Raw genomic sequence first — 21,796 nt, 5'->3', positions numbered from 1 at the left:
CGCTATTATGGGCTTTTTAGAGACATCAAACCCATGCAAGATTACATCAACTTTGCCGAGAACAGAATGGGGAATATGATGGGGAGTTTTAAGGCGATGCTTGAAGAAGATAGCGTTTTGAACATTGATGAGTTTATAGAACAAATGGCTTTAGATAACGCCATTGTGAAAGTGCGCCCGGGCGCGCTCAAAGAGGATTCATAGTAATGCCTTCACATAGCCAAACAAGGCTAAAGCGCAACAATAACACTTTAGAGCAGATAAACAAGAGTTTATAGCGCATCAGGGCGGCTAAAACCCCGCTAGGGTATTTGCAGAGTAACACCGCCCCGTAGGCATCTGCACCCCCATGATTTGGGCTAGAGAGAGCCCCTTAGTTAGCAAAAGAGGGGTTAAAATAGACGGGTAAAGCTTGCGTGCTTAGGGCTAAAAAAGTGTCTAGATAGTAGATGAGAACATTGTGTCTTAGGGGCATGGGGAAGATCCAAAGGGCATGGTCGGAGTAGCGGGATTCAAACCCACGACCTCACCCACCCCAAGGGTGCGCGCTAATCAGGCTGCGCCATACTCCGCTTCCCAAAAACTTGCATTCTACTCCCATGCCCATTAATTTTAACTTAAAGTTAACACGCAAATGTGTTATAATGCCCCCACACAAGATAAGGAAATGCCATGTTGACATCTCTAGGGCGCGTGCTGGGGCTGGTTTGTTTGCTATTTGCCTTTGCCAGCGCGCATGAATTTAAGCAGATCCATGTCGCTGGGGCAGCCAATCTCACAAAAGCCCTACAAGCCTTGCAACACGCCTTCCTCAAACACCATCCGCAAGCCAAAGTGCGTCTAAGCTTTGGTTCTTCGGGCAAATTATATAACCAAATCCACCAAGGTGCGCCCTTTGATCTCTTTGTGAGCGCGGATAAAAAACGCCCTTTGCGCCTCCTAGAAGACAAGATTACCCCCTACCCCGTGAAGGTCTACGCTAAGGGTGTGCTAGTGCTATGGAGTAAAACGCGCCCCGTGCCCTCCCTAGAGGTGCTAAAAGGCACTTTCGCCCATTTGGCGATGGCTAACCCCACCTTAGCCCCCTATGGCAAGGCTAGCCTAGAAGTGCTAGACAAACTCCAGCTTAAAGACAAGCTTAAAGACAAGATTTTGCTAGGCAACTCCATCGCCCAAGCCAACCAGTATGTCGCCAGCGGGGGGGCGGAATTGGGTTTTAGCGCGCTCTCTTTGGTGGATCGCGCCGATGTCAAGCATTACTACATTGTCCCCAAGCAGTATTACACCCCCATAGAACAAGCTTTAGTGCTCACCAACCAAGGGGGCACAAAACCCTTAGCTAAGGCTTTTGAGGACTTTATTTTAAGCACAGAGGGCAAGGCGATCTTGAAACAATATGGCTACATTGTGGATTAGTGGACTCTAGTTTTCTTACCACCCTCAAGCTCACCTTTGCGCTGGCTTTTTGCACAACTTGCATTTTACTCCCCATCGGTTTAGCCCTAGGGGCTTATTTAGCCCATAAAAAAGGCGTGTTTAAAACCCTTCTAGAAACCCTCACTTGGATGCCTCTAGTCTTACCCCCTAGCGTGCTAGGCTTTTATCTTCTATGGCTCTTTGCGCCCACCAGTCCCCTAGGGGCGTTTTTGCAACAACACCTACACCTACGGCTTGTTTTTAGTTTCCAAGGCTTAGTGCTGGGTAGCGTGATCTTTTCCTTGCCCTTTATGGTGAATCCTATCCAGCACGCCCTAGCCAATTTGCCCCCCTCTCTCAAACAAGCTAGCTATACGCTAGGCAAGGGCAAGCTCTTCACCTTTTTTAAGGTGCTCTTACCCAATATCAAACCCAGCTTATACCTAGCCATCACCACCACCTTTACCCACACAATCGGAGAATTTGGGGTGGTGATCATGCTAGGGGGGGATATTGAGGGTAAAACGCGCGTGGCTAGCGTGGCGATCTTTGTGGCTTCTGAAGCCAATGACAACGCGCTAGCCAACCAATACGCCCTAGTGCTCTCAGGCGTGAGCTTCGCTCTGCTCTTTGGCTTGCTCTGGTGGCAAAGGCGCGCGCGCATGTTCTAGTAAGTAGAAATTCTTGTATTCGAACCACTCCGCTATGATCTCTACATTCAGTGCCACGCCCTGCAAACACGCCAAATCTTGCACCACCACAATGGGCTGGACGCTCTCCACGCCCACCAGTCTCTCTCGAATGTAGAGTTCTTCCTCATAGCCCAAGCGCAAATCCGCCAAATCCACAGGCGCGTTGCACAGCAGAGACGCTACGCCCCTGGTGTCTAAAAATAGCGTGTCGTCCTTGCAAGAGAATCCCACTTCTATGGATAGTGCGGGGAGATTTAAGCCATGCTGTTTGGCTAACAAACTCTGGGATAGGGAGGGCTTGAGGGCAATGCTGTGCACCTCTAGCTCTTTTAGGGTGGTTTTTTTACCCATGGAGTGGTTTAAAACATAACAAGCCAAAGGCACGCCATTGGCACACACCAGCGCGCGCACGAGTAAATAGCCTTGGGCGTTGTGTTGCAATAAGGAGTAATCTAGCCCGCTGGCTTCTAGGCGATCGCGCTGCTTAAAGAGTTCAAGGCGCGCTTGGATGCTACTAGGCTGGATTTGTCGGCTTAGGGGGCTGATGAGTTCTACGCAGGGTTTGTTTTGGGCTTGTCTTTGGGCGTTTAGGGCGAACTGGCATCCGCAATAATTCTGTCTGTAGAGTTTGTCGCGCTTGGCTAGGGCGTTTTGGCGTTGCACCCCCCCTTGTGCGCGCACATTGTGGTAAATAAAGCGCAGATGGTAGCGCGCCCCAATAGCCTCCCCTTGCGCTTTCAAAATCGCTTGTTCCTTCATGGGACTGGAGAGTAAAGTCGTGCTAAACGCCTCTATGCCTAGCATCAAAGCCATTTGTGCGCACGCCTCTAAGCGCACATCAAAACAGACATTGCAACGCGCACCCTTTTCGCGCTCCTGTTCTAAACCCTTGATCGCCTCTAGCCATGTTTCTAGCGCATAATCCCCCTCAATGAGGCTAATCCCTAGCTTGTGGCACGAGCGGCGCACATCCGCTAAACGCAATAAATATTCGGCATGGGGGTGGATATTGGGGTTATAAAAAAAGCCACTAAATTGGGTAGTAGGGTAGAGCTTGACCAATTCCTGGAGAAAATAATGGCTGTCCACCGAACAACAGATGTGCACCAACATGCGATCACAGGTCATTTTTTAAGCACCATGTAAACATAATAGCCCACCCCCCCCAATAATACCCCTATGAGAAATACCAACAAGAAATCATCCAAAAGCCCCATCAACACCCCTTGTATTCACTTGCATCCATTATAGCCGATCTTAGTGTGTTTGTGTAAGCCCAAAGCTTGTTTATGGACGCGCCCGGGCGTTTAATCTAACTTGCATGAGTCTTATGCTAGGCTAGCAGCATTGAATGTGAAGGGCGTTTTTATGGATGCTATAACAATCCCGGTGGTGATGGTTTTTAACCAAAACTATTATATCCCGGCTGGAGTGGCGATGCACTCCATGTTAAGCTGTGCTGCGCGCGCTAGGGAGGGATTACCTCTGTTTTACAAGATTCATGCTCTAGTGCAGGGTTTAGATCAACACCACAAGGAAAAACTCCAAGAAACCCTTAGAGCTTTTTCTAGTTTCTCTAGCTTGGAGTTTTGCGATCTCGAGCCCCCAACAACCAACAACCAACAACCAACAACCAACAACCAACAACCAACAACCAACAACCAACAACCAACAACCAACAACCAACAACCAAGATGCCGCACGGCTTTATCGTGAAAAACTAAGTCCTCTATTTAAATGTGTCCACCCCAATGGTTTAGCCTGCTGGTCGAGCTTAATATTACTCCGCCTTATTTTGCCTTCCCTCTTCCCCCAATACGATAAAATCATCTCATGCGATGTAGATGTGGTGTTTAGTGGTGATATGAGCGAAAGCTATTTCCTGCTTGGTTTGGACGATCCTTATTACTTTGCAGCGGCAAAAGGCTATTACGCCGGTAGCTTGCAGGCATTTATAAAAGAGCGCAGAAAAGCCGCTTCAGCTGCTGGGCTTGACACCACCAAGCATTTTTTATCAGATGAAGAACACCAGATCATCTACGAAAATGAGTTTAACAGTGGCTTTATGGTGGTGAATCTCAAAGCATGGCGCAGAGATGATCTAGAAAGCAAGTGCTTGGAGTTTTTTGCCCTTAAAAATCACGCGCTCTTGTGCCCTGAACAAGATGCCACAAGCCTGTTATGCCATGGGCATGTATTAGAGTTGCCCCGTAAATACAATAAACACACTGGCATTTGCTCTCCAGACACCCAAGATGCCAAAGAGGTGATCATGTGGCACTTTGTAGAGAATAAGCCATGGAAATTAGGTGCGACCAATATGGCGGATGTCCAAATGTGGATCACAGCCCTTTTGCGCACTCCCCTACGCTTTGACTATTTCCATGATTATTACTCCCAACTCAAAGGTCCCTACCCTTTTGAACCCATGGTAGCTAGTCAGCGCGCTCTGTTGGGCTTCATCTTCTATAAAGTCAAGAAAAAGATAAAGCGTTTTTTAAAAACCTTGATACCACCGCGCGTTTGAACCTCTCAGCCCATTACACCACCATAACAGATGGACCACCGTGCTTTCTAAAATCCTCTAGATTCTGAATAGCTGACCTATTCTCTATCTAGTTAGTGTATTTGCGCTACAATGCCAGCACCTTATGCTAAGAAAGCCTATCATGATCGCTTTGCAACAGTGCGCTACTTATGTGCCCTACCCATTAGCCCTTTATAGCCAGCTCGAACACCCCCACACTCTGCTATTAGAAAGCGCGCACGCAGAGAGCAAGGCGCACACGAAGTCCATCATCTTAAGCCGTGCATGCCTGCGCTTGATCGCCCAAGATCAACAGGTGCGCTTGAGCGCGCTCACCCCCAATGGGCAGGCTTTGCTCCAAAAACTCAGCCTTGTGTTGCAAACCCCCTTAGCAGGGGCTACTTTGCAACTTGATTACCCCAAAACCTCTAGTTTCCAAGATGAGTATTCTAAACTCTTTATGCCAAGCCCCTTGGATGCGTTGCGCGCCCTTTTACAAAGCGTGCGCCCCAATTCTAGCCACCCCCTAGCTCTCTTTTGTGCCGGGCTATTCTCCTTTGAAATGGTGCATTATTTTGAAACACTCCCGCGCCTAAGCGCGCAGGAAAACAACGCGCCAGATTATCTATTTTACCTCGCCCAAACCCTCATCGTGATTGACCACAAGGCGCGCACCACCCAAATTTTGGGCGCATGCTTTGATCCTACCTACCAACAAGACTTGCAAGCGGACATGCAAGCCTTAGCCCAACTAGCCCAAGAGAGTCAAGAGGACTTCACCCCCCACAAACACGCCCAAGATAGCACCTTAAGCATGGATTGCCCAGACGCGCGTTTTGCACAAAGGGTGTTGTGTTTACAAGAAGCCCTGCACGCGGGGGATATTTTCCAAGCGGTGATCTCTAGGGGCTTTAGCTTGGAGTGCCAAGACCCTCTAAGCGCTTACCACCAGCTCAAGGCGCGCAACCCCAGCCCCTATATGTTTTACATGCACGCTTTGGATTTTATCCTCTTTGGGGCTAGCCCAGAGAGCGCGCTCAAATATGACGCGCCCAGCCGCACCGCGCAAATCTGCCCCATTGCCGGCACGCGCCCTCGGGCGCGCACCCCTCAAGGGGATATTGATGTGGATTTAGACAACCGCATGGAGTTAGAATTACTCAGCGATGCCAAAGAGCGCGCAGAGCACCTCATGTTAGTGGATTTAGCCCGCAATGATCTTGCGCGGGTGTGTTTGCCTAACACGCGTTTTGCTAGCAAACTCTTGCGTGTGGAAAAGTATTCTCATGTCATGCATTTGACCTCGGCGGTGCAAGGGGTGCTCAAGCCCGATTTGGACGCGTTGCACGCCTTTAGGAGTTTTATGAACGCGGGCACTTTGAGCGGCGCGCCCAAAATCTCTGCCCTGCAACTCATCGCGCAATTAGAGGGTAAGCGGCGCGGGTCTTATGGGGGTTCTTTGGGGTATTTGTGCGCTGATGGTTCTATGGATACCTGCATTGTGATTCGCTCTGCCTTCGTGCGCGCCAATAGGGCGTTCGTGCAAAGCGGGGCGGGCATTGTGCTAGAGAGCGATCCGCTAATTGAGAGCGCAGAAACCAAAGCCAAAGCCCAAAGCGTGCTAGAAGCCATCCAAAGGACGCACCAATGACGATTTTCTTCATTGACAATTTTGACTCATTCACCTACAATCTAGTCTACGAATTGGAGAGTTTGGGGCATGATCTCAAGGTCTATCGTAACTCCACCCCTGAGCAGGAGTTGCTAGCCCTCATGCGCGCCCAGCCCAACCCGGTGCTTTTGTGCATTTCGCCCGGACCAGGCACCCCTGAGCAATCGGGGCGACTCTTGGCTTTATTGGACAAGGCGCGCGGGGAGTTCCCTATTTTGGGGATTTGCTTGGGCTTGCAGGCTTTAGCGCAAAGTTATGGGGCACAGGTGGGCGCGTGCGCGCAGATTGTGCATGGCAAGAGTTCGCGCATTGAGCTAGAACCCTTTGAGCCCTTTGAGGGCTTGGGGACGCATTTGCAAGTGGCGCGTTACCACTCTCTAAGGGCTCACCAACTGCCCGCTTGTTTACAAGTGATCGCGCATTACCAAGACATCGTCATGGGGATTTACCACCCCCAAGACAACGCCCTAGCCTACCAATTCCACCCTGAGAGCATCATGACCCCCAAGGGCACACAGCTTTTAAAACAGAGTGTGGAGTTTTTGCAAAACAGCGCTAACCTTTAGAAATTGTAGACATAATTAGCAAAGATGGCGATTGTGCGTCTAAAGGTGAGGTTCCATTTATCTCCGCCATTGTCTAGAGTGTCCTTTTCTGTGTAGTAGGGATCGTTGATGGTGGGGATGCGCACGCCCACTTCAACACCTTGGTGTTTGGTGAAGTTGGTTCTAAACCCGATGTTGATAATGAATTGCACGAAAGTGGGGCTGAAGTTTGTTTTGCCATAGACTTTGTCTGCTTTTGCCATCTCTTGGTATTGCTCATTCATGGTGGTGCATTGATTATTATTATTGGTGTAAGCGCAAGATCCAGCACTATATCCAGTACCCATTAGCCAGCTACTCCCCCCAATCATCACCCCGGCAAACACGCCCAAATTATATCCATTCTTTTCATAGAAGTTGTAGATCGCATCCACACCCACCCCATAGAATAAGTTAGCGGCTTTGCCTATGGTGTTGAATAACCATGAAGGGGATTTCATAATGTAACTCCCCCCCTGCCCGCTAAACATACCATAGTAGCGCAAGCCAAAGCGTCTTTTCTTGCCAAAGAATTGTTTGTAACCAAATTGGATATCCGCGCCAAAGAGATTCCCTGAGGTCTTGGCAGAGACACTAAACGCCTCTTGTGGATAATAAGGGTTGCTCGGATCAGTAATGGTCGGCTGGCTGTAACTATATCCACCGGTCATGTTAGAATACTGGAAACCCCCCTCAATAAATGCGCCATTTCTCTCCGCACTCAAGGGGGCAAAAGAACAAAGGGCTAAAGAACCAAAAAGGGCTAAAAATTTACTCTTGCTAGCTAAGCGTGCTGTGCTGTGCTGTGCTGTGCTGTGCTGTGCTGTGCTGTGCTGTGCTGTGCCATTTTACCAAAAACTCCTTAAAAATAAGAATAAAAAACAAGTCTTATGGTAGTTATTTTTGGCTTATTTGTCAAGCCTCTTTAATACTTTTGGAATACTTTTAGCTTTCTTGCAATACCCTAATGGATAACAAGGAGTCTTATGGTTTTTAAAATCAAAGCAAAGAGTTTGCTGCTCTCAGCTTTAATGGTGGTGGGTGCTACTCAAATTGCCCAAGCAGGTGAGAAAAACGGCTTTTTTCTAGGGCTTGGATACCAACAAGGTAATGTCAGAGAAGGGGTAACCATCAAGCAGATCTCATCACATGCATTTCCTATCTATGGTCTAGGCGCGCAGGTGGGGGGTGTGGGCTTTGCTAATAAGTGGTTTGGCGGGCAGGTTTATGCTTTCTTTGATTGGGATAATAGTGCTCTCTTTGATGATTGGCGCATTTGGGAAAAGTTTGGGAAGAGACCCACTGGGGGCAAATGGGATGTTTATGCCTATGGTGGGGCTGCAGATATGATTGTCAATATCATCCCCGCAGATTCCTTTTCTCTTGGTCTAGTGGGGGGTATCCAACTAGCAGGCAACACCTGGAGCTACAATAACTTTTCGCATAGCGGTTTTCAGTTCCTCTTTAATGTAGGTGGGCGAATCCGTCTTGGAAAACATCTAGCCCTCCAAGCTGGAAACAAATTCCCCATGATCCCCCAAAAACTCACACCAGAACTCAAAAGTATCAGACGCTATGTGTGGTATGTCAATCTTAACTATATTTTCTAGGACAGATTGATCGCGTCCACATACTAGGCTTGATTTTCAGGCTCTAAATGGATGGACACAATTTCGCTCTTGGTGAAGAGGCGCACAGGGGGTCCCCAAAAGCCACAACCGCTACTCACAATCATTTGGCAATCTTTTAAATGATAATGCCCATAGAGGTATTTTTGATCCAACCACACCAAGAGGCTAAAGGGGAATATCTGTCCGGCATGGGTGTGTCCGCACAGAAGTAAATCAGGTTTTTGTTCTAAATGCGCGAAGGATTTGGGTTGGTGGGAGAGTAAAACACTGGGCAGATTGGGGTTGGCTTGTGTAAATGGAGCTTTGAAATCGGGTTCAAAACGCTTAAAGCGATACCCTATAAGGTCATTTACCCCCATTAGATTAAGCCCTGCCACTTGGACACTCTCATTTTGCAATACACGCACATGATTCTTTTGAAACACTTTAATCAGTGCATCCACCCCGTGGTAATATTCATGGTTGCCCAGCACACAATACACGCCATATTTAGAGTGGATACTTTGAAGCGGGGTTAAATCCTTTTGCACCAACTGAGCCTTTAAATCCGCCAAGTCCCCCGCGATCACGACTATATCCGGGTGGAGCGCATTGATACGATCGACAATCTTTTGCAAGTAATCTTTTTTAAGATACGCGCCTATGTGCGCATCGCTGATCATGACTAGATGGAGGGCTTTTTTTAAATTCTTGAGTTTGACATGGCGTTTTGTGATCACAAGATGGGTTGCATTGTAAAAGCCCTTCGCCATAGAGGTAAAGAAAATCCCTAGCAGACCTATATCCAAGAGTTTTTTAAGGCTTTGGCGTCTGTGCGCATCTGTGCTTTGATGCAGTGTTGTGAGCGCGATGGAGTGCAATAATAGCAGGCAGAAGAGAATAAAACTTGCAGCCATACTCATCCCACCTAGGGCATACAAGAGGGTATGTAACGCCTCCAAATGGGCAAAAACTTTCATTTGCACGACCCGGTAAAGAATGTTTAGAGCATACAGACAAATAGGCAGAAAGCGCAAGAAAGGATAGGCAGACTTCCTTAGCCTCAGGTAGCTAAAGAGATTCATGCAAAAGAAGACAAAAAGAAAAACCAGGGTAAAAGTTTTTATGCTCATTAGGGATGGGTTTTACCATGTTTATTGACAAAGATCAAGGATGTAATGTTAACTAATAACTACCAGTTGTCAAGCAGTCTTACTCGCCAAATACTCCTCATAACTGCCTTTAAAATCTACTACTTTCGCGCCTTTGTTCGTGGGTACAAGCTCAATAATGCGATTAGCGTATGCGCTAATGAGCTCGCGATCGTGGCTCACACAAATCACCGCCCCCTCAAATTTATACAACGCTTCGCCCAGCGCAATGATTGCCTCTAAATCTAAATGGTTGGTGGGCTCATCCAGCACCAAAAAATTGCCCTTTTCTAGCATCAGCTTAGATAAAACCATGCGGTGCTTCTCCCCCCCACTTAGAGCGTTTATGCTTTTTTCTTGCTCCGCCCCACTAAAGAGCATACGCCCTAGGGCGTTGCGCACTTCGCTACTCTCGATCTTCTTATTAAAATTAAAGAGCCACTGATACAAACTCTCCTTCCCTTGGATGCTCTCACTCACATCTTGAGGGAAATAGCCCCTTTGCACAGTCGCGCCCCATTTGACACTCCCACTATCTGGAGTTAGCTCCTCTACCAAAATTTTACACAGCGTGCTTTTGCCCACGCCATTAGGACCAATGAGGGCGATCTTATCCTTAGGCGCGATTTTAAGGCTCACTTTGTTTAACACCACCAAATCCCCATAAGATTTAGAAATTTGGCTACACTCTAGGGCTTCGTTACCAATGGTGCGCTGGGGCTTAAAGACAATGCTGGGATCGCGCCGACTTGAAACCTCAATGCTTTGAATGTCCAGCTTGTCTAATTGCTTTTGGCGGCTGGTGGCTTGGCGTGCTTTGCTCGCGTTGGCTGAAAAGCGCGCGATGAATCGCTCTAATTCCTCTTTTTCTTTGAGTTTTTTATTGCGCTCGGCTTCTTTTTGTTTGGCGATCAAAGTGGAAGCGATGTACCAATCATCGTAATTGCCGCTAAACTCCCTAAGCGTATTGAAATCTAAATCCAAAATATGCGTGCAGACGGCGTTTAAAAAGTGGCGATCGTGGCTGATGATCACCATCGTGCCCTCGTGGCGTTTGAGATTTTCTTCTAGCCACGCAATGGCGTTTAAATCTAGGTTATTGGTAGGCTCATCTAAGAGCAAAATATCGGGCTTAGGAAAGAGCACTTGGGCTAAAAGGATTTTAAATTTATCGCTGCTAGGCAGGCTTTTCATCAAGTCATTGTGGCGGTTTGCAGGAATGCCCAAATCTTCTAAAATCTTTTCTACCACCACTTCGCATTCATAAAGCGGGTCTTCTTGCACGCAAATCATCTCTAGTTCAGCTAAACGCGCATTGACCTTATCATCGCTCAAATCCGCTTGGCTGTAGAGCTTTTCTTTTTCCTTGAGCGCGTCATAGAGGATTTTATTGCCCATTAAAACCGCGTCTTTGAGGCTAAACTCTTCAAAGGCGTATTGATCTTGCCCTAAAACCCCTAGCTTTAACCCCGCATTGACGCTTACCTCCCCACTGCTAGGCTCAATGTCCCCGGCTAAAATCTTTAAAAAGGTGCTTTTGCCCGCGCCATTGGCTCCAATCAGTCCATAGCGTTTGTGCGCGTCTAGTTTGAGATTGACATTTTCAAAGAGCTTTTTAGTGGCATAGCGCATGCTAACTTGGGTGGCTTGTAACATTTGTATCCTAAGATTTTTATTGCGAGTATAACTATTTTACTTGAAAACTTGCCTTTTTAATGCCAAAACTTAAGATTATTAAAGCACTCAGGGCAAAAAGAGCCGCGCACAGCCCGTTAAAACTGGCATTTAAATGCGCCACTAGCCCACCCACTAAAGAAGCAAAGGTGATCCCCACATTAAAAGAAGCTTCATTGAGCGCGATGGTGTCATTTTGGGTATTAGGGGTGAAAACGCGGGCTAAATGGTTGCACAACATTTTAAGCGGGGCGATGCAAGCAAAGCCAAAAAAGCCAAAGCCCATCACATTGGCGATCAAAACCCACTTGGGCAGGTAATAGCTAAAACTCATCGCGCTTAGGGCAAAAATTTGCATGGTGAGCAAAAAGCCCAAAGAGCCAAAAGAGCCCCTTAAATCCGCTAGCTTGCCCCCAAAGAGATTGCCCACTATAGCGGCAATGCCAAAGCATAAATACACATTGGCAATACTCACCGGGCTAAAACCATGTCGCTCTAAGAGCACGCGCAAATAAATATAGAGCACAAACATAGACCCACATGAAAAGGCAGTAACTAAAAAGCCCTGCCACACGGGCACAAAGCCAAAAGCCACCCCTAGATTTTTAAAGTTGGCTTGCTTGCTGGAAAGCTTGGGCATGACAAAAAGAGCGCAGAGCGCGACAACAAAGCTCACACAGGCAATTAGCAAAAAGGGGGATAAAAGCCCATAGCGTTTAGATACGAGAATACCAATGGGCACACCGGTTACTAGAGCGATGGTTAATCCGCTGACCATCAAACTTAAAGCCATCGTGGTTTTAGACTTGGGCGCGACCTTGATACAAATAATGGTGGCGATCACAAAGAAGAGCCCATGCATTAATCCCCCAATAAAGCGCGCCACCAGCGCGACCCACAGGCTGGAGCTTACAAACATGATCGCATTAGACAGACAAAAGAGCCCAAGGGTGAAGATGAGCTGGTTTCTATAATTAAAAGCAGAGATGAGCACGCTCACAATGGGCGCGCCCACCACCACCCCTAGAGCATAAAGCGTGGCTAAATTGCCCACCTGACTATCAGAAACCCCATAATACGCGCTCAAGGGCGTTAAAATCCCAGAGACAATAAACTCCGCCACGCCCAAGCAAAAACTAGAAAAGGCTAATAAGATAATGATCTGCAGATAATGGCGCATGTTTTGCTCACAAATATAAATGGCGCATGTTAACATGTTGTTAGATCGATTGGTGTATAATGCGGGCTTTTATAAGGAGTGTTTTTGTCTCTCAAACAACAATGCAAGAGTTTCTTAAAGCGCGTAGTTCCAGTGTCTTGGCGACAACCTTTAAGGCGTGTCTATGGTTTTGCGTGCTCTCTGCCCTCTTTTTCTTTCTACTTCCACCCCCAAAAGCAAGCAGTTTTTGCCAAGATCGCCCCTTTGAGCAATGAGAATTACATAAAAGCCAACCGCTTGTGCGGGGGGGGGGGGGGGGAACTATATCCCTCCTTCTAACAAGCATCTTTTAATCCCGGATACCCCTGTTCATCAAGGCTATTTTCAAGAAGACCCTAAAGCCAGCGACCCCAAAAGCCCCCTCAATCCTTGGGCATTTGTCCGTGTGAGAAATGAGATCGCTACTTTAGAAGCATGTTTGTATTCCATTTTGCCCGCTATTCAGCGGGGCGTGATCGGTTATAATGATTGCGATGATGGGAGCGCAGAAGTGATTTTAGAATTTTGTCAAAAATTCCCCACTTTTATTCCGATTGCCTACCCCTATGAGATCATCACCAAAGACCCTCAAGATTTCCACCACCAATTCTACCACTATTGCAACTATGTCCTCTCTTTTATTCCCAAAAACCAATGGGTGCTAAAAATTGACGCGGATCACATCTATGATGCCAAAAAGCTCTATAAGAGTTTTTATAGCATAGAGCATGCTAGGCAAGTGGTCGTCTATTCTAGGATCAACCTCAACATAGATAAGGTGGGGATACAAAAATGCCACAACTACGGCTTAGTGGACGATTTGGGCGATCACTGGTTATTTTGCAACCACAAGACTAGGTTTGTAGAGTGGTGCGCCCAAAATCGATCCTTAGAAATCTTAAAGCCCAAAACTTTAGCCCATTATACAAACGAACCTGAGCTTGTTTCATGGCACTTCCCCTTTGTCAAAAAGGAGCGCGCCCACATCGCTGATAGTTTAGAATGGATCAGTTTAGAGGATTTTAAAACCCACCACGCCAAGTTATTAGGCAATAAAATCGATCCAAACATGCTCGATGAAAAGCGCATTTTAGAGATTTGCGCGCAGTTTAAACAGGTTTAAGTGCGGGGATTTTGTCTACTCAGCGCATCTAGAATCGCATTGATGAGTTTGGGGGCGTGATCTTCGCCATAAGTCTTAGAGAGCTCGACCGCCTCATTGATCACCACTATAGGGTTGGTTTGGGTGTGTAAAATCTCATAAGCCCCCAAGCGCAAGATCGCACGCTCCATGCACCCCATGCGCGCCAAATCCCAGTCTTTAAGTAGGGGCTTTAGGGCACCATCTAGGGCGTTTAAGTGCTTGAGTGTGCCCTCTAAGAGTTCTAGGGCAAAGTGTTGTTGGGCGTTTTTGATTTTCTTTTGGGTGAGAAAATCGGAGGCTTTATGTAAAGCTGCCTCGTTCCCGCTTTCATAGGCATAGAGCAAGCCCACCACTGCCTCTCTGACCTGACTGCGCGTTGCCATTAAAGTTGGGGGTAGAGATTGAGCAATTCGATCAAGGTTTGCATGGCTTCAAAGCCCTTATTGCCCGCCTTAGTGCCCGCGCGCTCTAGGGCTTGCTCGATGTTTTCTGTGGTGAGTAACCCAAAGCTCACGGGCAAGCCGTATTTTAGCGTGGTGTTGGCAATGCCCTTAGTGGCTTCTGCGCTCACATAGTCAAAATGTGGGGTCGCGCCTCGAATCACTGCCCCTAATACACACACTCCGTCATAATTTTTAGAGGCTAAGAGTCTGTCCAACACAAAGGGCAATTCATAAGCCCCGGGGACTCTCACTACACTCAAATGTGCTAAATTGCCCCCATGTCTTTTAAAATTATCCAGCGCGCCCTCTACCAAGCGATCGCTCACCAAGTGGTTAAAACGAGAGGCTAAAATGGCTACTCTCTCCTCTCCTTTGAGGCATAACCTACCCTCAAGACTCCTAAACTCTGCCATGATCATCCTTTTGTGTTTTTAAGCAAGTTTGCAAGGTTAGCAAATCCTCTATAAGGGGGGCTAATTGCGCCGTGGGGATCATATTAGGTCCATCGCTCAAAGCCTTAGAGGGGTCTAAATGCGTCTCCATAAAAAACCCATCTACCCCCACCGCCGCGCTTGCGCGCGCCAAATAAGGCACAAAAGAGCTATCCCCCCCGCTTTTGCCCTGCGCCCCCCCGGGCATTTGCACGCTATGGGTGGCATCAAAGATCACCGGGGCAAAGGCGCGCATAATCACCAAAGAGCGCATATCCACCACCAAATTGCCATAGCCAAAACTCGCCCCCCTTTCGCATAGATAAATCCCATGTTCTAAACAAACTTCATAAGTAGCCTTGTCGTATGGATTCTTAGCGCGGGTATTTAAGGCTTTGAGCGCGCTGTATTGCATATCTTTGGGGTGCATAAACTGCCCCTTTTTGATATTGAGGGTGCGCTTAGTTTGGGCGGCTGCCACGATTAAATCGGTTTGGCGGCATAAAAACGCTGGGATTTGCAAGACATCCACCACCTCAGCCGCCACCCCCGCCTGTGTGCTTTCATGGATGTCGCTTAAGAGTTTGTAGCCAAACTTAGATTTAATACAATCGAGCATTTCTAAGCCCTTGGTAAGCCCGGGACCGCGGTAACTCTGCAAACTGGTGCGGTTGGCTTTATCAAAGCTAGCTTTGAAGTAAAAATCAATACGGGGATCGTTGGCTAAGGGTTGGAGGGCTTGGGCGATGGATTCTAATGTCTGCATATCCTCAATCACACAAGGTCCTGCAATCAGCACGCTTTTAAGGCTTGACAAACTCTTATCCTTAAGTTGTATAATGGCGCATTGTAATGACTTTTTGCTGAAAATATCACAAGAGATAAGGGATATGTATGCAACTCTGTTTGGCGTTGGATTTAGCGGACAAACAAGCCTGTTTAAACTTGCTAGCACCCCTTCAGGGGTTAAACTTATGGGTGAAGTTAGGCTTAAGGGGCTTTGTGCGCGAAGGTCCTGTCTTTGTAGAGCAGATTCAAAAAATGGGTTTTAAGATTTTCTTAGATTTAAAACTCCATGACATCGCTTACACCATGCAAGAAGCCGCGCTTGAGTGCGCTAAGTTGGGTGTGGAGATGATCACCTTGCATGCAAGTGCGGGGAGTAGCGCGCTTAAAAGCGTGGTAGAGCCCATGCGTGCTCTAAAAGGCGCGCCCCTTTTAATGGGGGTTACAATTTTAACCAGCCTTGAGCCTTTAGAGGTAGAACAGATCTACCATGCTCCTCTGCAAAATCAAGCCCTGCACCTAGCCAAACTCTGCTTTGAGAGTGGCTTAGATGGGGTGGTCTGCTCAGTCTTTGAGAGTCTAGCCATCAAGCAAGCCACCAACGCACACTTTTTAACTTTAACTCCGGGGATTCGCCCCAACTACCAAGATAGTCAAGATCAAAAACGCGTGGGCATGATCCAAGACGCTTTGAGCGCGAAGGCAGATTTTATTGTGATGGGTCGCCCCATTTACAACCACCCCAAGCCTTTAGAGTTTGTCAGCCAGATTTTAGAACAAATAGGAGGCTTGCATGCAAGTATGCACCAAGGCTAGCCAACTTGCCTCTTTTTGGGGGCAAAAAATCGGCTTTGTGCCCACAATGGGTGCGCTACACGCTGGACACGCTAGCTTGATTGAGCAAGCTAGAGCGCAAAATGATTTTGTCGTGGTCTCTATCTTTGTCAATCCCACCCAATTTGCCCCTAACGAGGATTACCAAGCCTACCCTAGAACTTTGCAGGCAGATAGCGCGCTGTGTGAGCGTCTGGGCGTGGATGTGCTCTTTGCCCCAGACCCCACACAAATTTACCCCCTAGCTGAGAAGATTACCCTCCAACCCCCCGCCTCTCTGCTGGGCTTTGAGGCAGATGCGCGCCCTAAGCATTTTGAGGGGGTGTTGCAGGTGGTGCTCAAGCTTTTTAATTTGGTGCGCCCCAAACGGGCTTACTTTGGGCAAAAAGATGCCCAACAACTCCTCATTATCCAGCACATGGTCGCCGATCTCTTTTTAGATATAGAGATCGTGCCCTGTGTTATTGTGCGCGATGGCGATGGTTTGGCTCTAAGCTCGCGCAATGTGTATTTAAGCCCTGAGGAGCGAGTAAGCGCGCTCAAACTCCCCCAAGCCTTGCGAGCTATAGAGAGGGCGATCCAAGAGGGCGCGCGCGATAGCCAAAAACTCATCAGCTTAGGCTTAGAAATGCTACAAGGGCTCAAAGTGCATTATTTGAGTGTGTGTGATCGCCAGCTAACCCCCCTAGAACACATCACACTCGACCAAACCTTGATTTTGGCAGCTGTGCAAGTGGGGCGGGTGCGCTTATTAGATAATTTGTGGGTGTGAGATGAAACAGGTAGATATAGACATTGTGCTAGAAGTGCTTAAGGCGATCCCAGAGCCCATTAGCCCTAATCACATTTATGCTAGAGCACAAGAGTTGCACCAAGAGGGTAAGATTACACGCATGTTTGCTTATACAAGTAAAGACCCCAAGCAAAGTTGTAGCGTGAAGATTTATCAAGCCCTCAGAGAAATCCCCGATAAACTCCCCTTTGTCAAGGTGCAAGACAAGCCCGTTTTAATCGCCCTTAGAGATCAACCCGCGCCCACGCCTAAAAAGCAACCCCCCAAAGAGCCCTCCCTTAAAGAGCGCGCCTTGCACCCGCGTTTAGCCTGTATTGCCTACCACCAATGGGAGTTTTACACCAAGACCATTTACCATGAGGAGAGCAAAAAAAGTAAAAAGGGTGTGGATATATGGGTTTATCCGGACATGGTGGGGGTGGGTTTTACCTATAAGGATTTTGAATCTAAAGCGGTGCGCGATTTCATTAAAAAGTTTGACACCCTCCCTATTAAGCTAGTGAGTTTTGAACTCAAAAGAGAGCTAGATTTAGCCAGTTGCAGGGAGGCGTATTTTCAGGCGATTAGCAATAGCTCATGGGCGCATGCGGGTTATTTAGTGGCGGGCAAACTTAAGAGGAAAGACTATAAGGATTTAATGGACTTGCTCAAACAGCTCAACCAGAGTTTTGGGATCGAGGTGATCACGCTAGATATAGAATCTATAGAACAAAGCGCGGTTTTATTCAGTGCCAAAGAAAAAGAGAGTTTAGACTACCAAACGCTGGCTAAACTCGCCCAGCGCAACGAAAAATTTGAGAAGTTTCTCAAAAGTGTGGCGGATTTTGAGATTGAAAACCCGGAGCGTTACAAACACGAGTTTGATAGCATTATCCCCTTTGATAAACTCTAAAAACCCCCCCTAAGAGTCCCAAGAGCGCGCCTAGCCATAGGTAAATGTCCATGAAGAGCGTGTAGGGTGTGGGGGGAGCAAAATACACTCCTCCCCCAAGCAACAAGGCAAAACACCCCCCAAGCCCCTTATGCACGCAAAAAGCCACCCCCCCCCCAAAGGCACAAACTCCCCCACACCACAGCAAAAGGTGCATAAAGCAAACTAAAGGGCAATAGCCCCAAAGCGTCTAAAAAGATCACCCCCCCAAAGATGCTTAAAAACAGCAAGCATGGCATGCTAAACATGCTAAAACCTAAGTATCTCCCTCCCCATGCCCCCCCCACTAATAGTAAACTTAGCGCGCTTACTTCCCCAAACAAGCCCACAATGAGCGCGCCCAAACTTAGATGACTCCCAAAGGGCAGGGGACAAACTAGTCCCATGGCGACCAACCCAGCCTTTAGCCAAGCAAAATGGTGTGTGTGCGCGCCCACCAAACCCCCCGCCCCCAAAGCCAGCCACACGCTAGGGCTTATCTCCATCACAACCCCTTGAGATAGGTGCTGTTAAAACTCACATGCACAATCGCGTGGCGATCTTTGGTATAGAGAACATGCACCCTATCGCCCAGCACCAACACGCAGGGATAACTCACCTCCCCTTGTAGACTTTGATCTAAGATCGCCACGGGGGTGAAGTGGTTGGGCGCGCTGAATCGAGCTAGGCGCAATGCGCTACGGCTGTGCAAAGAAGAGAGTAGGGGAGCATTGTAGATCAAATAGAGGTGGTGCTTGGTGCTAAAGAGAGCCAGCGCGTCATCGTAATTAGCCAAATTGCTAGCTTGGGGGGGATTCCAGAGCGTGGGAGTTTGGCAAGTTTGGGTGTAGAGTTTATGGTCTTTATGGCTTCTAAAAGCCATAAACGCGCAGGATTCATAGGGGATCAAGGCAGGTTGGAACTGGGCTGTGAGGGTATTGGGTTTGATGATGGCTTGCAGGCGCGCGCGCGCGTCAAATTTTAAGAGCAGGGCAAACTTAGCGGCTAATTCGTGATAAATGGGCAAAATAAAGCCCCCGTCCGTGGTCAACACCGCGCTATGGCGCACCAAGTGTGAGATATTCAAAAAGGGGCTAAGAGGCAAAACGCGCTCAAAACGCCAGATTGGGCTCTGTGGGGTGGCAATTAGGGGCGCGCTGAGTTGGTAAATCCTAGAGGTTGCCCATCCCCCCAAACTCACCCCCACCACAAAGAGATAAAGGTGTCCATGGTGCACAAGTAGCACCGGATTGCCCAAGGCTTTGATATAAATGCCAGCTAGTTGGCTCAAGGTAGGCGCGTCCAACAAACTAAAGGGTTTGCTCCAGCGTTGGGTTTTGAGAGTGTAGAGGTGGGCGTAAAGACGCACATCGCTTTGGGCTTCTGCGCTCCCCCCAAAGTAAGCCGCTAGTAAGAAATGAGAAGATAGGGCAACCAAGCTAGAGGCATGCACGCTTTTAACAGGGGGGGGGTCTAGGGTGTGCCGTTCTAATAAGGCGTGCGGGCTATCTTGCAGGGGGGTGGGGGAGACAAATTGGTAATGGGTGGGGGGGCTTTTGGCTAAAAACACCAAAATCAAGACCGCTAGCACCCCCCAAATTTTAAGCATCGATGCGCCACCTTAGGGGCAAGCTAAGGGGCATGGGATCAAAAATAGGGGGAGGTGTGGGAGGGTGTTTTGTGAGGGTGATGGTCTTTAAGGGGAGTTGCACGCGCTGATCTAAATTGTAAATGCGTCTGGCGTTATCGCTCACAAAGGCTTGGAGGCGATCTAGGGCGTGGTGGGATTCAAAGAGGGTCGCTAGGGCTTCTAGGAGAATGGGCGCGCTAAACACCCCGGCCGCACAGGCGCAAGCGTGTTTGTGCGCCAAAGAGTGGGGCGCGCTATCTGAACCAAAGCACACTTTAGCATCAGCGCGCAAGGCTAATTGCAAGAGGGCTTCTTGATCCCTAGGGGTTTTTAGCACGGGTTTGCAAAAGAGATGGGGGTTGAGGTGCGCGCCTAACAACGCGTCTAAATGCAGGGCGATGTGGTGTAGGGTGAGGGTAGCATAGAGATTGGGGTAGGCGCGCAAGAGCGCGATACTGCGCGCATCGCTTAGGTGTTCTAAGATGATGGTAAGTTGGGGAAAGCGCGCACAAAGGCGTTCTAAAATGGGGTGAAATTCCACCTCGCGATCCAGCACAAAACCCTGTGTTTCTGCATGCACACACAAGATAAAACCCAAGTCTTGAGCCACACTTAAGATGTCTAGGATTTTGGGGCTTAAGATATTGGCGACTCCTTGTGTGGAGTTGGTGGTGGCGTTTTGGGGGTAGAGCTTGAGTAAGAATAAGCCATGCCCGTGTGCCTGTTCTAATTCTTGGGGCGATAAGTTTTCTTGCAAGTAAAGCGCGACTAGGGGGAGAAAATCTGGGCGCAAGGCTTGGATTTGGCGGGCGTAATCTAGGGCGCGCGCGGTGGTGTTGATGGGCTCTTGGAGATTGGGCATGACTACCGCTGCGCTAAAAGCGCGTGCGCTAAAGGGGAGGACTGTAGCTAGCATATCCCCCTCGCGCAGGTGCAAATGCATGTCTAGAGGGTTGTGTAGGCTTAACATTAGCGGTAAATGAAATAGCGCACGCGGATACGAATAAGCGTGGTGGTGGTAGGGCGCGGGTAGTCTTTATAGGCGATGGTGATGGTCTTTAGGGTGTTGTCATCTAGGAGTTTGTAACCAGAAGGCAAGATGATCTTTAGCCCCGTGATGTCCCCATTGGGGTGGAGGTAAAATTCCACCGCGTCCACACCATCTTGCCCTAAATATCCGGCCGCGCTGGGGTATTCCAAATACTTTTGGGTGATGCGCCCGATCTCGCTCAAATTGCTTCTAATGAAGTCTTTTTCTGCCGTGCCTAAATCGCCAAATTCTTCGCCATAAAGATCGTCAATGTCCTTACGGGTTTGGCTATCTAGCCCCTTGTCTGCTTCATAGCTTTTATCCCTAGTGGGTTCTTGGGAGGCTTGCTCAGAGGGGAGAAAAGAGAGATTATTGGGGTTAAAATCCTGCTGGGGCTTGCTTTGTTCTTGTTTTTTAACGGGTTCTTCTTGGGCTTGGTGCAAGGCTTTGTGGTGGCTTTGCATGGTGGTGCGTTCGCTGTGGCGCTTGGCACTGTGGTGTTCACGCCTAGCATGGTGTTCTATCTTAGGCTTAGGCTTGGGCTTTTCTATAGGTTTTTGGGCGGTGTATTCGGGCTTGCTTGGGGGTGTTGGGGGGGCGGGGGGTAAAGGGGTGCTTTTAGGGGCGGCTCTGGAGGGTTTTTGTGCCCCTTGGGTGTGCTTGGTGGGGTCTAGGGAACGCCCGCGTTTTAGCACCAAGAGATTACTAGGGTTGATCTTAACTAGCTTAGGGTTGGACACCTTGTAATGGTGCACTAGCCACCATGCCAGCCAGTAAAGTAGCAAGTGCAATAGACAGGAGAGCGCTAAGGACATGTAAAAATTGCGCGTGGAGGCGGGGTTATATAACTCCTGATCTAGGGCTAGAGGTCTGCGTTTAGACATACGAGCCTTTTAATTTGGAGTGGCGCAAGCGTTCTTTAGTCTCTTCCATGAGGTCTTCTTTAAGCCGTCCTGAATCTTTGTTTTTCAGTGAGAAATCTAGGGTGATTTTGTCTAGCACCACGCTTTGGTTGGCGTTGAGCAGAATCAAGTAGAGTTGGTTGCGCACCTCAACGGTTACGAGCTTGTGCGTGGCGTCCAAGGGTTTGATGAAGGTAACGCTAGGTTCTAAGCCCACCTTGGGGAAGAGGAATTGCTGGGAATTCTTGCGCTTGAGCCACCACAACACCAAGAGTAAAAAGCCCAGCACCAAACAGACTTTCCAAGCGTAATCCCATAGCAAGGCATCTTCTTTGGGCAGGGGGGCGGGCTTGGGGGGGGTAGAAGGGG

The 21,796-nt window shown here is 48.4% G+C and carries 22 protein-coding genes, 1 tRNA gene and 3 pseudogenes; 12 read left to right on the top strand and 14 right to left on the bottom strand.

Annotation, left to right across the window (positions count from 1 at the left end):
* Window positions 1–195, top strand: a pseudogene (locus EAO33_RS07775) (portal protein); the annotation flags it as partial.
* A gap of 299 nt (window positions 196–494) precedes the next feature.
* Here EAO33_RS07775 and EAO33_RS07770 read toward each other — a convergent pair.
* Window positions 495–572, bottom strand: a tRNA-Pro gene (locus EAO33_RS07770).
* Window positions 573–672: 100 nt separating this feature from the next.
* Between EAO33_RS07770 and modA the strand changes: the two genes are divergently transcribed.
* Both modA and modB read left to right on the top strand, forming a co-directional pair.
* Entirely contained in the window at window positions 673–1,416 is a 744-nt protein-coding gene (gene modA, locus EAO33_RS07765; protein ID WP_120946189.1) for a molybdate ABC transporter substrate-binding protein, read from the top strand.
* On the top strand, window positions 1,416–2,087 hold the full coding sequence (gene modB / locus EAO33_RS07760; protein ID WP_120946188.1) for a molybdate ABC transporter permease subunit: 672 nt from the start codon (window positions 1,416–1,418) through the stop codon (window positions 2,085–2,087). The genes modA and modB overlap by 1 nt, the downstream gene beginning before the upstream one ends.
* Here the strand turns inward: modB and EAO33_RS07755 are convergent.
* The gene (locus EAO33_RS07755) at window positions 2,022–3,236 is read right to left on the bottom strand and encodes an epoxyqueuosine reductase QueH (RefSeq protein ID WP_235853138.1); all 1,215 of its coding nucleotides are present in this window, start codon (window positions 3,234–3,236) and stop codon (window positions 2,022–2,024) included. The genes modB and EAO33_RS07755 overlap by 66 nt on opposite strands.
* A gap of 240 nt (window positions 3,237–3,476) precedes the next feature.
* Here EAO33_RS07755 and EAO33_RS09860 point away from each other — a divergent pair, with 240 nt between their 5' ends.
* The 4 genes and pseudogenes from EAO33_RS09860 to EAO33_RS07740 all read left to right on the top strand — a co-directional run bounded on the left by EAO33_RS09860 (window position 3,477) and on the right by EAO33_RS07740 (window position 6,873).
* The gene (locus EAO33_RS09860) at window positions 3,477–3,824 is read left to right on the top strand and encodes a glycosyltransferase (protein ID WP_407920476.1); all 348 of its coding nucleotides are present in this window, start codon (window positions 3,477–3,479) and stop codon (window positions 3,822–3,824) included.
* Window positions 3,825–3,876: 52 nt separating this feature from the next.
* Window positions 3,877–4,635: pseudogene (locus EAO33_RS07750) on the top strand (glycosyltransferase family 8 protein); the annotation flags it as partial.
* Window positions 4,636–4,777: 142 nt separating this feature from the next.
* Window positions 4,778–6,286 (top strand): anthranilate synthase component I, encoded by a 1,509-nt coding sequence (trpE, locus tag EAO33_RS07745; RefSeq protein ID WP_120946186.1) that lies wholly within the window; start codon window positions 4,778–4,780, stop codon window positions 6,284–6,286.
* Window positions 6,283–6,873 (top strand): aminodeoxychorismate/anthranilate synthase component II, encoded by a 591-nt coding sequence (locus EAO33_RS07740; protein WP_120946185.1) that lies wholly within the window; start codon window positions 6,283–6,285, stop codon window positions 6,871–6,873. The genes trpE and EAO33_RS07740 overlap by 4 nt, the downstream gene beginning before the upstream one ends.
* Here EAO33_RS07740 and EAO33_RS07735 read toward each other — a convergent pair.
* Window positions 6,870–7,562 (bottom strand): outer membrane protein, encoded by a 693-nt coding sequence (locus EAO33_RS07735; protein WP_120946184.1) that lies wholly within the window; start codon window positions 7,560–7,562, stop codon window positions 6,870–6,872. The genes EAO33_RS07740 and EAO33_RS07735 overlap by 4 nt on opposite strands.
* A 315-nt stretch (window positions 7,563–7,877) precedes the next feature.
* On the opposite strand from EAO33_RS07735, the gene EAO33_RS07725 reads away from it, so the two are divergent.
* The gene (locus EAO33_RS07725) at window positions 7,878–8,501 is read left to right on the top strand and encodes an outer membrane beta-barrel protein (RefSeq protein WP_120946182.1); all 624 of its coding nucleotides are present in this window, start codon (window positions 7,878–7,880) and stop codon (window positions 8,499–8,501) included.
* 23 nt (window positions 8,502–8,524) lie between these two features.
* Here the strand turns inward: EAO33_RS07725 and EAO33_RS07720 are convergent, their stop codons facing one another.
* The 3 genes from EAO33_RS07720 to EAO33_RS07710 all read right to left on the bottom strand — a co-directional run bounded on the left by EAO33_RS07720 (window position 8,525) and on the right by EAO33_RS07710 (window position 12,506).
* Window positions 8,525–9,481 carry a metallophosphoesterase gene (locus tag EAO33_RS07720; RefSeq protein ID WP_235853137.1) on the bottom strand — a complete coding sequence of 319 codons (957 nt, stop codon included), beginning with the start codon at window positions 9,479–9,481 and terminating at the stop codon, window positions 8,525–8,527.
* A 222-nt stretch (window positions 9,482–9,703) separates the two neighbouring features.
* Complete coding sequence (locus EAO33_RS07715) at window positions 9,704–11,308, bottom strand: ABC-F family ATP-binding cassette domain-containing protein (protein ID WP_120946180.1); 1,605 nt, start codon at window positions 11,306–11,308, stop codon at window positions 9,704–9,706.
* A 31-nt stretch (window positions 11,309–11,339) separates the two neighbouring features.
* The gene (locus tag EAO33_RS07710) at window positions 11,340–12,506 is read right to left on the bottom strand and encodes an MFS transporter (protein ID WP_120946190.1); all 1,167 of its coding nucleotides are present in this window, start codon (window positions 12,504–12,506) and stop codon (window positions 11,340–11,342) included.
* Between the two features lie 304 nt (window positions 12,507–12,810).
* On the opposite strand from EAO33_RS07710, the gene EAO33_RS07700 reads away from it, so the two are divergent.
* A complete protein-coding gene (locus tag EAO33_RS07700) occupies window positions 12,811–13,647 on the top strand; it encodes a beta-1,4-N-acetylgalactosamyltransferase (protein WP_120946178.1) in 837 nt (278 codons plus the stop codon).
* On the opposite strand, the gene nusB is transcribed toward EAO33_RS07700, so the two are convergent.
* The 3 genes from nusB to kdsA are packed head-to-tail and all read right to left on the bottom strand — an operon-like array spanning window position 13,644 to window position 15,380.
* Window positions 13,644–14,051, bottom strand: a complete 408-nt coding sequence (gene nusB / locus EAO33_RS07695) for a transcription antitermination factor NusB (protein ID WP_120946177.1) — start codon at window positions 14,049–14,051, stop codon at window positions 13,644–13,646. The two genes, EAO33_RS07700 and nusB, sit on opposite strands and share 4 nt — an antisense overlap.
* Complete coding sequence (gene ribH, locus EAO33_RS07690) at window positions 14,051–14,524, bottom strand: 6,7-dimethyl-8-ribityllumazine synthase (protein ID WP_120946176.1); 474 nt, start codon at window positions 14,522–14,524, stop codon at window positions 14,051–14,053. Before ribH ends, nusB begins: the two co-directional genes overlap by 1 nt.
* Window positions 14,511–15,380: a 3-deoxy-8-phosphooctulonate synthase gene (gene kdsA / locus EAO33_RS07685; protein WP_407920477.1), complete on the bottom strand. Its 870-nt coding sequence runs from the start codon at window positions 15,378–15,380 to the stop codon at window positions 14,511–14,513. The genes ribH and kdsA overlap by 14 nt, the downstream gene beginning before the upstream one ends.
* A gap of 56 nt (window positions 15,381–15,436) precedes the next feature.
* Here kdsA and pyrF point away from each other — a divergent pair, with 56 nt between their 5' ends.
* The 3 genes from pyrF to EAO33_RS07670 are packed head-to-tail and all read left to right on the top strand — an operon-like array spanning window position 15,437 to window position 17,847.
* Window positions 15,437–16,144 (top strand): orotidine-5'-phosphate decarboxylase, encoded by a 708-nt coding sequence (gene pyrF, locus EAO33_RS07680; RefSeq protein WP_120946174.1) that lies wholly within the window; start codon window positions 15,437–15,439, stop codon window positions 16,142–16,144.
* Window positions 16,122–16,934 carry a pantoate--beta-alanine ligase gene (panC, locus tag EAO33_RS07675; RefSeq protein WP_120946173.1) on the top strand — a complete coding sequence of 271 codons (813 nt, stop codon included), beginning with the start codon at window positions 16,122–16,124 and terminating at the stop codon, window positions 16,932–16,934. Before pyrF ends, panC begins: the two co-directional genes overlap by 23 nt.
* A 1-nt stretch (window position 16,935) precedes the next feature.
* On the top strand, window positions 16,936–17,847 hold the full coding sequence (locus EAO33_RS07670) for a hypothetical protein (RefSeq protein WP_120946172.1): 912 nt from the start codon (window positions 16,936–16,938) through the stop codon (window positions 17,845–17,847).
* A 128-nt stretch (window positions 17,848–17,975) separates the two neighbouring features.
* Here the strand turns inward: EAO33_RS07670 and EAO33_RS07665 are convergent, their stop codons facing one another.
* From EAO33_RS07665 to EAO33_RS07645, 5 genes and pseudogenes are all read right to left on the bottom strand, one after another.
* Window positions 17,976–18,371, bottom strand: coding sequence for a hypothetical protein (locus EAO33_RS07665; RefSeq protein ID WP_120946171.1), 396 nt, complete (start codon window positions 18,369–18,371; stop codon window positions 17,976–17,978).
* Window positions 18,371–19,474 carry an exo-alpha-sialidase gene (locus tag EAO33_RS07660; protein ID WP_120946170.1) on the bottom strand — a complete coding sequence of 368 codons (1,104 nt, stop codon included), beginning with the start codon at window positions 19,472–19,474 and terminating at the stop codon, window positions 18,371–18,373. The genes EAO33_RS07665 and EAO33_RS07660 overlap by 1 nt, the downstream gene beginning before the upstream one ends.
* Window positions 19,467–20,411: a dihydroorotase gene (gene pyrC / locus EAO33_RS07655; protein ID WP_235853136.1), complete on the bottom strand. Its 945-nt coding sequence runs from the start codon at window positions 20,409–20,411 to the stop codon at window positions 19,467–19,469. The genes EAO33_RS07660 and pyrC overlap by 8 nt, the downstream gene beginning before the upstream one ends.
* 53 nt (window positions 20,412–20,464) lie before the next feature.
* Window positions 20,465–21,409 carry an energy transducer TonB gene (locus EAO33_RS07650; RefSeq protein WP_120946168.1) on the bottom strand — a complete coding sequence of 315 codons (945 nt, stop codon included), beginning with the start codon at window positions 21,407–21,409 and terminating at the stop codon, window positions 20,465–20,467.
* A pseudogene (locus EAO33_RS07645) lies at window positions 21,402–21,796 on the bottom strand (hypothetical protein); the annotation flags it as partial. The gene EAO33_RS07650 and the pseudogene EAO33_RS07645, both read right to left, overlap by 8 nt.

Origin of the sequence: Helicobacter labacensis (genome assembly GCF_003660285.1) — a bacterium.
Classification (GTDB): domain Bacteria; phylum Campylobacterota; class Campylobacteria; order Campylobacterales; family Helicobacteraceae; genus Helicobacter; species Helicobacter labacensis.
Note: the sequence above shows the minus strand (reverse complement) of the source record. Positions and strands in the feature narration are given on the sequence as shown.

Bases quoted from the DNA above. Each gene is read 5' to 3' on its own strand.
- modA (WP_120946189.1), top strand. From the start codon at position 673: ATGTTGACATCTCTAGGGCGCGTGCTGGGGCTGGTTTGTTTGCTATTT.
- EAO33_RS07755 (WP_235853138.1), bottom strand. From the start codon at position 3,236: ATGACCTGTGATCGCATGTTGGTGCACATCTGTTGTTCGGTGGACAGC.
- EAO33_RS09860 (WP_407920476.1), top strand. From the start codon at position 3,477: ATGGATGCTATAACAATCCCGGTGGTGATGGTTTTTAACCAAAACTAT.
- trpE (WP_120946186.1), top strand. From the start codon at position 4,778: ATGATCGCTTTGCAACAGTGCGCTACTTATGTGCCCTACCCATTAGCC.
- EAO33_RS07740 (WP_120946185.1), top strand. From the start codon at position 6,283: ATGACGATTTTCTTCATTGACAATTTTGACTCATTCACCTACAATCTA.
- EAO33_RS07735 (WP_120946184.1), bottom strand. From the start codon at position 7,562: ATGACCGGTGGATATAGTTACAGCCAGCCGACCATTACTGATCCGAGC.
- EAO33_RS07725 (WP_120946182.1), top strand. From the start codon at position 7,878: ATGGTTTTTAAAATCAAAGCAAAGAGTTTGCTGCTCTCAGCTTTAATG.
- EAO33_RS07720 (WP_235853137.1), bottom strand. From the start codon at position 9,481: ATGAAAGTTTTTGCCCATTTGGAGGCGTTACATACCCTCTTGTATGCC.
- EAO33_RS07715 (WP_120946180.1), bottom strand. From the start codon at position 11,308: ATGTTACAAGCCACCCAAGTTAGCATGCGCTATGCCACTAAAAAGCTC.
- EAO33_RS07710 (WP_120946190.1), bottom strand. From the start codon at position 12,506: ATGCGCCATTATCTGCAGATCATTATCTTATTAGCCTTTTCTAGTTTT.
- nusB (WP_120946177.1), bottom strand. From the start codon at position 14,051: ATGGCAACGCGCAGTCAGGTCAGAGAGGCAGTGGTGGGCTTGCTCTAT.
- ribH (WP_120946176.1), bottom strand. From the start codon at position 14,524: ATGGCAGAGTTTAGGAGTCTTGAGGGTAGGTTATGCCTCAAAGGAGAG.
- pyrF (WP_120946174.1), top strand. From the start codon at position 15,437: ATGCAACTCTGTTTGGCGTTGGATTTAGCGGACAAACAAGCCTGTTTA.
- panC (WP_120946173.1), top strand. From the start codon at position 16,122: ATGCAAGTATGCACCAAGGCTAGCCAACTTGCCTCTTTTTGGGGGCAA.
- EAO33_RS07670 (WP_120946172.1), top strand. From the start codon at position 16,936: ATGAAACAGGTAGATATAGACATTGTGCTAGAAGTGCTTAAGGCGATC.
- EAO33_RS07665 (WP_120946171.1), bottom strand. From the start codon at position 18,371: ATGGAGATAAGCCCTAGCGTGTGGCTGGCTTTGGGGGCGGGGGGTTTG.
- EAO33_RS07660 (WP_120946170.1), bottom strand. From the start codon at position 19,474: ATGCTTAAAATTTGGGGGGTGCTAGCGGTCTTGATTTTGGTGTTTTTA.
- pyrC (WP_235853136.1), bottom strand. From the start codon at position 20,411: ATGCTAGCTACAGTCCTCCCCTTTAGCGCACGCGCTTTTAGCGCAGCG.
- EAO33_RS07650 (WP_120946168.1), bottom strand. From the start codon at position 21,409: ATGTCTAAACGCAGACCTCTAGCCCTAGATCAGGAGTTATATAACCCC.